Below are 9,659 nucleotides of genomic sequence, written 5' to 3'. Positions count from 1 at the left end.
GCCAAGACCGTGAACAAGTCGCGCGGTGGGGCGGTGCTGCTGAAAGAGCCCGAGCTGTTGCACGCCATCGTGCGTGAAGTGCGCCGGGCAGTGCCCGCGCATATCCCGGTGACGTCGAAAATGCGCCTGGGCTTCGACAGCCCTGATAGCGCGCTGGAATGTGCCACGGCACTGGCCGAAGGTGGCTCTGCGCACCTGGTGGTGCACGCGCGGACCAAGGTAGAGGGCTACAAGCCACCGGCACACTGGGAGTGGGTGGCGCGGGTGCAGGACGTGGTCAAGGTGCCGGTGTTCGCCAATGGCGAGATCTGGACCGTGGATGACTGGCGGCGTTGCCGGGAGGTCAGTGGGGCCGAGGACATCATGCTGGGCCGTGGCCTGGTCTCGCGCCCCGACCTGGGCCTGCAGATTGCTGCGGCGCGTGATGGTCGGGATTATCAGCCGATGAGCTGGGATGACCTGCTGCCGTTGCTGCGCGAATTCTGGCGCCAGGCCCAGCACAAGCTTTCGCCGCGTTATGCGCCGGGGCGCATGAAGCAATGGCTGGCGATGTTGACCCGTAGTTACCCCGAGGCGGTGGTGCTGTTTGCCGAGTTGCGCCGGGAAGATGATTGCGCGCGGATCAGTCGGTTGTTGGGGGGGGATGCGCCTTCCTTCGAGGCCTGTGTAGCCTGATCGGGCCGATTCACCCGCGAAAGGCCAATCCAGAGCAATTATCCAGATTTTTTCTGCTTGCCCCTTGAAAGGATTTCTCTCGGCCATATCTCTTGAGTGCGCGATGCCGAAGTCGGGTCGCGTAATGACTTACTTGCTGAATCTCAGGAGTTCATGACCATGACTACCGCTTTCTCTCTCGCTCCACTGTTCCGTCATTCTGTTGGTTTCGACCGTTTCAACGACCTGTTCGAATCCGCAGCGCGTAACGAGGCCGGTAGCAGCTACCCGCCCTACAACGTGGAAAAGCATGCTGAAGACCACTACCGTATCGTGGTTGCTGCAGCCGGTTTCCAGGAGCAGGATCTCGACCTGCAGGTTGAAAAAGGTGTCCTGACCGTGACCGGTGGCAAGCGCGAAAATGCTGCCGCTGAAGTGACCTACCTGCATCAGGGGATCGCCCAGCGCGCCTTCAAGCTGTCTTTCCGCCTGGCCGACCATATCGAAGTCAAGGCCGCAGGCCTGGCCAATGGCCTGCTCAGCATCGACCTGCTGCGCATCGTGCCTGAAGAAGCCAAGGCCAAGCGCATCCCGATCAATGGCGACAAGCCAGCGCTGAACTGATCGCGCTGATGTGAAAAAAAGGGCACCTTCGGGTGCCCTTTTTGCGTCTGTGGTGATCAGTAATCCGCCGGCGCCTCCATCAGCATCTGCCGAAACTCCTGCAGCGGCAGTGGCCGGCTGTGCAGGTAACCTTGATACAGGTGGCAGCCCAGCTGTTCGAGAAACTCCAGTTGCTCGGTCAGTTCGACCCCTTCGGCAATGACCGCCAGGTCCAGGCTGCGGGCCATGGCGACGATGGCGCGGACGATCTCGGCGTCGTTGGGGTCGATGGGCGCATCGCGGACGAAGGTCTGGTCGATTTTCAGCGCATCCACCGGCAGGCGCTTGAGGTAGGTGAGCGAGGAGTAGCCGGTGCCGAAGTCATCCATGGCAAAACTGACCCCGTAGCGCTTCAGCTCGCGCATCTTGCTGATGGTGTCCTCAAGGTTCTGGATGACGATGCCTTCGGTAATTTCCAGTTTCAGCATCTGCCGCGGCAGGCGGTAGTCGTCCAGGCTGCGCAGCACCCGGCCGACAAAGTCGTTCTGGCGGAATTGCCGCGGGCTGATGTTCACGCACAGGCTGAAATCATCGGCATCAATCAGCCCGTCGGCGAGCATGCGTGCGCATGCATCGCAGGCTTCGTCGAGGATCCAGCTGCCAACTTCCAGTATCAGGCCACTTTCCTCGAGCACCTGGATGAACTGCCCTGGCGGTTGCTGGCCCAGCTGCGGGTGGTGCCAGCGCAGCAGCACCTCGGCGCCGACGATGCGGTTGTCGCGGGCGTCTACCTGTGGCTGAAAGTGCAGCGCCAGTTCACCGCGGGCCAGGGCCAGGCGCAGGTCGTTTTCCATGCGCAGCCGCTCGCTGGCGGCCTTCTGCATGGTGGTGTGGAACAGCTGGGTGGTGTTACGCCCGGAGTCCTTGGCCCGGTACAGGGCGATATCGGCGCGTTTGAGCAGGTCGGCCGGGGTGGTGCCATGGTCGGGGATCAGCGCCACGCCGATGCTGGGCGTTACCTGTAGCCGTTGGCCGTCCAGTGTCATTGGTTCGGCCAGCAGTTCGCGCAGGGTATCGGCCAGCTCGCGAACTTTCTCTTCCACCAACTCGCGGCTGCCCTCCAGGCCGCTGAGCAGTACCACGAACTCATCGCCACCCAGGCGCGCCACAGTGTCTTCCAGGCGGACGCTGGCCTCCAGCCGTGCGGTGATGATTTTCAACACCGTGTCGCCCACCGGGTGGCCCAGCGAGTCGTTGATGTGCTTGAAGTGGTCGAGGTCGAGGAACAGCAGGGCACCGCGCAGGTTGTGGCGCTTGAGCAGGGCGATCTGTTGGCTCAGGCGGTCCATCAGCAGAGCGCGGTTGGGCAGGTTGGTCAGCGGGTCATGGTAGGCCAGGTGGCGTATCTGCGCCTGGGCATTCTTCAGCTGGCTTACGTCGCGGGCGGTCAGCAGCAGGCAATCGATCTCGTTGAGGGTGATCGGCTCCACCGACACCTCCACGGTCAGGATGTCGCCGCGCTTGTTGCGCCCAAGCATCTCGCGGTGGTGCACCCGACCGCGATCGCGCAATTCGCCGAGCAGGGCGGCGCGCTGCTTGTCATCGGCCCAGATGCCGAGCTCGTACACGGTGTGGCCGACCACCTCGGCGGTGCTGTAGCCGGTCAGGCGGCAAAAACCGTCGTTGATTTCCAGGTAGCGGCCGCTGTGGCGTTCGGTGATGGTGATCGCGTCGGGGCTGGAGTGGAAGGCCTTGGCGAACTTCTCCTCGCTGGACTTCAGGGCCGCCTCGGCGCGTTGCTGCTGGGTGATGTCGCGCAGGGTGGTGACGCTGCAGGGCTGGTCGTCGACGGTGATCAGGCGGCTGGAAATCACGCAGGTCAGCGGCGCGCCGTTGCGGTGGTTGACCACTACGGCGACGTTGCTAAGGGCCTGCTCGCGGATGACCCGTTCGATGCGTTGCGCGCGCTCGATGGACTCGGCCCACAGGCCGATTTCTTCGGCGGTGCGGCCGATCACCTGGTCGGTGGCCCAGCCGAAGGTCTGGGTGAACGCCGGGTTGATCTCGATGAACTGGCCGGTGTCCTGGCGGGTCACGCAGATGGGGTCGGGGCTGACCTGGAACAGGCTGGCGAATTTCTCTTCAGAGGCGCTCAGGCGCTGCTCGCGTTCCACCTGGTCGGTAATGTCGAGCAGGGTGCCGGCCATGCGCAGCGGGTTGCCCTGGTCGTCACGGTACAGCCGCGCGCGGCTTTCGATGTAGCGCGATATGCCGTTTTCCAGCTGTACCCGGTAGGTGATCTGGTAGTTGCCCGCCGGGCCTTCGCGCAGGCTGCGGTAGGCCTGGCGCATCGAGTTGCGCTCGTCCTCGGGCACCCCTTCGAAAAAGGCATCGAACGATTCGTGAAACGGGATGGGCGGCAGGCCGTGCAGCTGCGCAGCCCGCGCCGAGCCGTAGAGCATGCCGCTGGGGATATGCCAGTCCCAGGTGCCGAGTTGCGCCGAGTCCAGGGCCAGGTCAAGGCGTTCCTGGCTGTCCTTCAGGGCTTGTTCGGCGCGCTTGCGTTCGGTGGTGTCGACGAAGGTGCTTATAAGGAATGTCACGCCTTCCAGTTCGATGCCCTGGGTGCACAGGATCCCGTCATGTACCTTGCCGCTGGAGGCGCGGAACTGCACTTCGAGGATCAGCGGGCCGTTGTTGGCGCGGGTCGATTCAATCACCTGATGGCGCTGCTCGGGGTTGGCCCACAGGCCGAGCTCCAGGCTGGTCTTGCCGATCACCTGGCTACCGGGCCAGCCGAACATGTCCTCGAAGTGCTGGTTGACCTCGAAGATCATGCCGTCGTGGCGACGGGTCAGCAAAATGGCGTTGGGGCTCAGGTGGAACAGGGTGGCGAAGCGTTTTTCCGAATTGATCAGCGCGGTTTCGCGCTCGCGCTGGCGGGTGATTTCGCGGATTACCCCGATCATCTGCGGCCGCCCATGCTGGTCAAGGGTGAGGCTGCCGTTTATTTCCAGCCAGTGCAGGCTGCCGTCCGGCCAGCGGATGCGGTGGCGCATCGCCTGCTCCACCGGCTCGCCATTGAACACCGCCTGGAACACCTGGCGCGTGCGGGCGCGGTCTTCTTCGGGCAGCAGGTCGAGGTAGTCGACATCGGCCGGCAACGGGCGCTGCGGGTCGAAGCCGAACAGGGCCTGGGTACCCCGTGACCAGCTTACCCGGCCGCTTTCGATGTCCCACAGCCAGGCTCCCAGGCGCGCGCCGTTGAGCGCGGCCAGCAGTTGTGGGGCATTCTGCCAGGCTTGCTCCGATTCCTGGGGGTCGGCCGCCGGTATGCGCGGCAGGCGCAAAAAGCGGTTTGCTGATTTGGGCATCGGTACCAGACCTTTGGCGAATGACGCGTCCTTGAACTTGGAAATGCCGAGCTGACTACCGGTCAGGCGGGCCCTGCGTGGCTGTCGAGCAGTGCCATGAATGCCCTGGCTGCGTTCGACAGCGTTCGCTCCGTGTGCAGAATGTAGCCTAGCTGGCGCGACAGCTGTATGCCGGGCAAGGCGATGGGTGCAACCTGTTCGTCGAGCATGGTGCGCGGTAGCACGCTCCACGCCAGGCCGATCGAGACCATCATCTTGATGGTTTCCAGGTAGTTGGTGCTCATGGCGATGTTCGGCGTCAGGCCCTGGCTTTCGAACAGGCGCTGGACGATATGGTGGGTAAAGGTGTTGCCGCCGGGGAACACCGCCGGGTGGCGGGCGACATCCGCCAGGCTGACGGCCTGGTCGTTGGCCAGTGGGTGCTCGGGGGCGGCGACGAAATCCAGGGCGTCGTCCCACACCGGCACGGCCTTGACCAGGTGGTGGGGCTCGGGGGCCAGGGTGATCACGGCAATTTCGGCGCGGCCATGCAGAATCTCATCGTAGGCCTGTTCCGAATCCATGAACTGAATATCCAGCGCTACGGCGGGGTGCTGGCGGGTGAATGCCCGTAACAGTGGGGGCAGGCGGTGCAGGCCGATGTGATGGCTGGTGGCCAGGGTCAGGCGACCGCTCACTTCCCCGGTCAAATTGGTCAGGGCCCGTCGGGTATCATCGAGCACATTGAGTATCTGGTAGGCCCTTGGCAGCAAGGCGCGCCCGGCCTCGGTCAATGTCACCTCACGACCCAGGCGGTCGAACAGGCGCACGCCCAGTTGCTGCTCCAGGCCGGCGATGCGTTTGCTGATGGCCGGCTGGGTCAGGAACAGGCGTTCGGCCGCCCCGGAGAAACTGCCGGTTTCGGCAATGGCGATAAAGGCACTGAGGTTGGCCAGATCCATGGGCTTGTATTCCTTTGGGTTATCCAAAGCATAAAAATTATGAATTTGAGTTATTCAATCTAACCCCATAGCATCGTCCATACAAGCCAAGGGGTTTTTGGCATAGAAAGAACGCTGATGAGGAACAGTCTGATGGCTGGCAAAACGCTCTACGACAAACTCTGGGAAGCCCATGAGGTCAAGCGCCGTGATGACGGCTCGTCCTTGATCTACATCGACCGCCACATCATCCACGAAGTGACGTCGCCCCAAGCCTTCGAAGGCCTGCGCCTGGCTAGCCGCAAACCTTGGCGCATCGACACCAACATCGCCACGCCAGACCACAACGTGCCGACCACGCCAGAGCGCAAGGGCGGCATCGAGGCCATCGCCGACCAGGTATCGCGCCTGCAGGTGCAGACCCTTGACGAGAACTGTGACGAATACGGCATCGTCGAATTCAAGATGAACGACGTGCGCCAGGGCATCGTCCACGTCATCAGCCCGGAGCAGGGTGCCACCTTGCCAGGCATGACCGTGGTCTGCGGCGACTCGCACACCTCCACCCATGGCGCCTTTGGTGCCCTGGCCCACGGCATCGGTACCTCCGAGGTAGAGCATGTGCTCGCCACCCAGTGCCTGGTCGCCAAGAAGATGAAGAACATGCTGGTGCGCGTGGAAGGCCAGTTGCCTGCCGGCGTTACCGCCAAGGACATCGTCCTGGCCGTGATCGGCAAGATCGGCACCGCCGGCGGTAACGGCCACGCCATGGAGTTCGCCGGCAGCGCGATCCGCGAATTGTCGATGGAAGGCCGCATGACCATCTGCAACATGTCCATCGAAGCCGGTGCACGTGTCGGCCTGGTGGCCACTGACGCCACCACCGTTGCCTACGTCGAAGGCCGCCCGTACGCGCCGAAGGGCGAGCAGTGGGAACGTGCTGTAGAAGCCTGGAAAGACCTGGTTTCCGATGACGATGCGGTGTTCGACACCGTGGTCGAACTGGATGCCGGCCAGATCAAGCCGCAGGTCAGCTGGGGCACCTCGCCCGAGATGGTCCTGGCCGTCGACCAGCGCGTACCGGACCCGGCCGCCGAGGCCGACCTGGTCAAGCGTGGCTCGATCGAGCGCGCCTTGAAGTACATGGGTCTGACCGCCAACCAGGCCATCACCGATATCCAGCTGGACCGCGTGTTCATCGGCTCGTGCACCAATTCGCGTATCGAAGACCTGCGTGCTGCGGCGGAAATCGCCAAGGGCCGCAAGGTGGCGGCTACCGTCAAGCAGGCCATCGTTGTGCCGGGTTCGGGCCTGGTCAAGGCCCAGGCCGAGCGTGAAGGCCTGGACAAGATCTTCGTCGAAGCCGGTTTCGAATGGCGTGAACCAGGCTGCTCGATGTGCCTGGCGATGAACCCGGACCGGCTGGAGAGTGGCGAGCACTGCGCGTCCACCTCCAACCGCAACTTCGAAGGCCGCCAGGGCGCCGGTGGGCGTACCCACCTGGTCAGCCCGGCCATGGCTGCCGCTGCTGCGGTGACTGGCCACTTCATCGATGTTCGCGAGTTGATCCAAGGGAGCGCAGCATGAAAGCCTTTACCCAGCACACTGGCCTCGTCGCGCCGTTGGACCGTGCCAACGTCGACACCGACCAGATCATCCCCAAGCAGTTTCTGAAGTCGATCAAGCGCACCGGCTTTGGCCCCAACCTGTTCGACGAATGGCGTTACCTGGACGTGGGGCAGCCCTATCAGGACAACAGCAAACGCCCGCTGAACAATGAGTTTGTGCTCAACCACGAGCGTTATCAGGGTGCCAGTGTATTGCTGGCGCGGGAGAACTTCGGTTGCGGTTCCAGCCGCGAGCATGCCCCGTGGGCCCTGGACGAGTACGGCTTCCGTAGCGTGATCGCGCCAAGCTTTGCCGACATCTTCTTCAACAACAGCTTCAAGAACGGTTTGCTGCCGATCATCCTCAGCGATGAGGAAGTGGACGAGCTGTTCAAGCAGGTCGAGGCCAACCCGGGTTACCAGCTGACCATTGACCTGCAGGCGCAGGCAGTGACCCGCCCGGATGGCAAGGTGCTGCACTTCGAAATCGACGCGTTCCGCAAGCACTGCCTGCTCAATGGCCTGGACGATATCGGCCTTACCTTGCAGGACGGCGATGCGATCAAGGCCTTCGAGGGCAAGCACCGCGCCAGCCAGCCTTGGCTGTTCCGTGATGCCTGATTGATATAGCCGGCATTTGTACTGGCTGTGCCGGCCTCTTCGCGGGTAAACCCGCTCCCCCAGGAATACAACAGGTCTTAATACTGTGGGTTCTTTGTGGGAGCTGGCTTGCCGGCGATAGGGCCGACACAGGCAACAAAAAATACCAAAGGATTTAGCCATGACCAGCACCCAGCACACCGATGTGGTCCAGCGCCAGTTCGGCGAACAGGCCAGCGCCTACCTCAGCAGCGCCGTGCACGCCCAGGGCAGTGAATTTGCCCTGCTGCAAGCCGAGCTGGCAGGCCAGGGCCATGCCCGCGTGCTGGACCTGGGCTGCGGTGCCGGTCATGTCAGCTTCCACGTCGCCCCGCTGGTCGCCGAAGTGGTCGCCTACGACCTCTCGCAAGCCATGCTCGACGTGGTCGCCAGCGCCGCCAGCGAGCGCGGCCTGGCCAATATCACCACCGAGCGCGGCGCGGCCGAGCGCCTGCCGTTCGCCGATGGCGCGTTCGACTTCGTCTTCAGCCGCTACTCCGCCCACCACTGGAGCGACCTGGGCCTGGCCCTGCGCGAAGTGCGTCGGGTGCTCAAGCCTGGTGGCGTGGCGGCGTTCATCGATGTGATGTCACCCGGTAGCCCACTGCTCGACACCTACCTGCAAACGGTCGAAGTGCTGCGCGACACCAGCCACGTGCGCGACTACTCCGCCGCCCAATGGCAGCGCCAGGTCAGCGAAGCCGGCCTGCATGTGCGCAGTCACACCCGCCAGCCGTTGCGCCTTGAGTGGAACACCTGGGTCGAGCGCATGCGTACGCCCGAGCCGATGCGCGTGGCCATTCGCCAATTGCAGCAAGCGATGGGTGAAGAAGTACGGCAGTATTACCAGATCGAGGCCGATGGCTCGTTCAGCACCGACGTGCTGGTGTTGTGGGCAGAGCGTTAAGAACCTTTCGGTGGGGCCCGCATGGCCGCACCGCGTGAATGAATAGAGGAAAGCATGAGCAAGCAGATTCTGATTCTCCCAGGTGATGGTATCGGCCCGGAAATCATGGCCGAAGCGGTCAAGGTGCTGGACCTGGCCAATGACAAGTTCCAGCTCGGTTTCAACCTGCAGCACGACGTGATCGGCGGCGCTGCCATTGACAAGCACGGCGTGCCGCTGGCCGACGAAACCCTGGAGCGTGCGCGCAAGGCCGATGCCGTGCTGCTGGGCGCCGTGGGTGGGCCGAAGTGGGACAAGATCGAGCGTGATATCCGCCCGGAGCGCGGCCTGCTGAAAATCCGTTCGCAACTGGGCCTGTTCGCCAACCTGCGCCCGGCCATCCTCTACCCGCAACTGGCCGATGCCTCGTCGCTGAAGCCGGAAATCGTCGCCGGCCTGGACATCCTCATCGTCCGCGAGCTGACCGGCGGCATCTACTTTGGTGCCCCGCGTGGCCAGCGCGAGCTGGAAGGTGGCGAGCGCCAGGCTTATGACACCCTGCCGTACAGCGAAAGCGAAGTGCGCCGCATTGCCCGTGTCGGCTTCGACATGGCCCGGGTACGTGGCAAGAAGCTGTGCTCGGTGGACAAGGCCAACGTCCTGGCTTCCAGCCAGCTGTGGCGTGAAGTGGTCGAAGAGGTGGCCAAGGACTACCCGGATGTCGAGCTGAGCCACATGTACGTCGACAACGCTGCCATGCAGCTGGTACGTGCACCCAAGCAGTTCGACGTGATGGTGACCGACAACATGTTCGGTGACATTCTGTCGGATGAAGCTTCCATGCTGACCGGTTCCATCGGCATGCTGCCTTCGGCGTCGCTGGATGCCGACAACAAGGGCATGTACGAGCCGTGCCACGGCTCGGCGCCGGACATCGCTGGCCTTGGCATCGCCAACCCGCTGGCGACCATCCTGT

The 9,659-nt window shown here is 63.3% G+C and carries 8 protein-coding genes; 6 read left to right on the top strand and 2 right to left on the bottom strand.

The features are described 5' to 3' along the window. Positions 1 to 675 (top strand): tRNA-dihydrouridine synthase (locus tag HP547_RS23550; RefSeq protein WP_172287682.1); only part of this gene is annotated, 675 nt, incomplete at its 5' end. 159 nt (positions 676 to 834) lie between these two features. Further along, entirely contained in the window at positions 835 to 1,278 is a 444-nt protein-coding gene (locus tag HP547_RS23545) for an Hsp20 family protein (RefSeq protein ID WP_172232658.1), read from the top strand. A 56-nt stretch (positions 1,279 to 1,334) separates the two neighbouring features. Here HP547_RS23545 and HP547_RS23540 read toward each other — a convergent pair whose 3' ends face one another. Then, positions 1,335 to 4,631 (bottom strand): PAS domain S-box protein, encoded by a 3,297-nt coding sequence (locus HP547_RS23540; protein WP_172287679.1) that lies wholly within the window; start codon positions 4,629 to 4,631, stop codon positions 1,335 to 1,337. A gap of 62 nt (positions 4,632 to 4,693) precedes the next feature. Beyond that, a complete protein-coding gene (locus tag HP547_RS23535; protein WP_172218609.1) occupies positions 4,694 to 5,572 on the bottom strand; it encodes a LysR family transcriptional regulator in 879 nt (292 codons plus the stop codon). A gap of 132 nt (positions 5,573 to 5,704) precedes the next feature. Between HP547_RS23535 and leuC the strand changes: the two genes are divergently transcribed. The 4 genes from leuC to leuB all read left to right on the top strand — a co-directional run. After that, the gene (gene leuC, locus HP547_RS23530; protein ID WP_172218607.1) at positions 5,705 to 7,138 is read left to right on the top strand and encodes a 3-isopropylmalate dehydratase large subunit; all 1,434 of its coding nucleotides are present in this window, start codon (positions 5,705 to 5,707) and stop codon (positions 7,136 to 7,138) included. After that, positions 7,135 to 7,779 carry a 3-isopropylmalate dehydratase small subunit gene (gene leuD, locus HP547_RS23525; RefSeq protein ID WP_172218605.1) on the top strand — a complete coding sequence of 215 codons (645 nt, stop codon included), beginning with the start codon at positions 7,135 to 7,137 and terminating at the stop codon, positions 7,777 to 7,779. Before leuC ends, leuD begins: the two co-directional genes overlap by 4 nt. Before the next feature lie 160 nt (positions 7,780 to 7,939). After that, the gene (locus tag HP547_RS23520) at positions 7,940 to 8,704 is read left to right on the top strand and encodes a class I SAM-dependent methyltransferase (RefSeq protein ID WP_172287676.1); all 765 of its coding nucleotides are present in this window, start codon (positions 7,940 to 7,942) and stop codon (positions 8,702 to 8,704) included. A 54-nt stretch (positions 8,705 to 8,758) separates the two neighbouring features. Then, positions 8,759 to 9,659 (top strand): 3-isopropylmalate dehydrogenase (gene leuB, locus HP547_RS23515; protein ID WP_172287674.1); only part of this gene is annotated, 901 nt, incomplete at its 3' end.

Origin of the sequence: Pseudomonas sp. CM27, assembly GCF_013179515.1 — a bacterium.
Lineage (GTDB): Bacteria > Pseudomonadota > Gammaproteobacteria > Pseudomonadales > Pseudomonadaceae > Aquipseudomonas.
The sequence above is the reverse complement of the archived record's forward strand: the minus strand, read 5'-3'. Positions and strand labels throughout refer to the sequence as shown.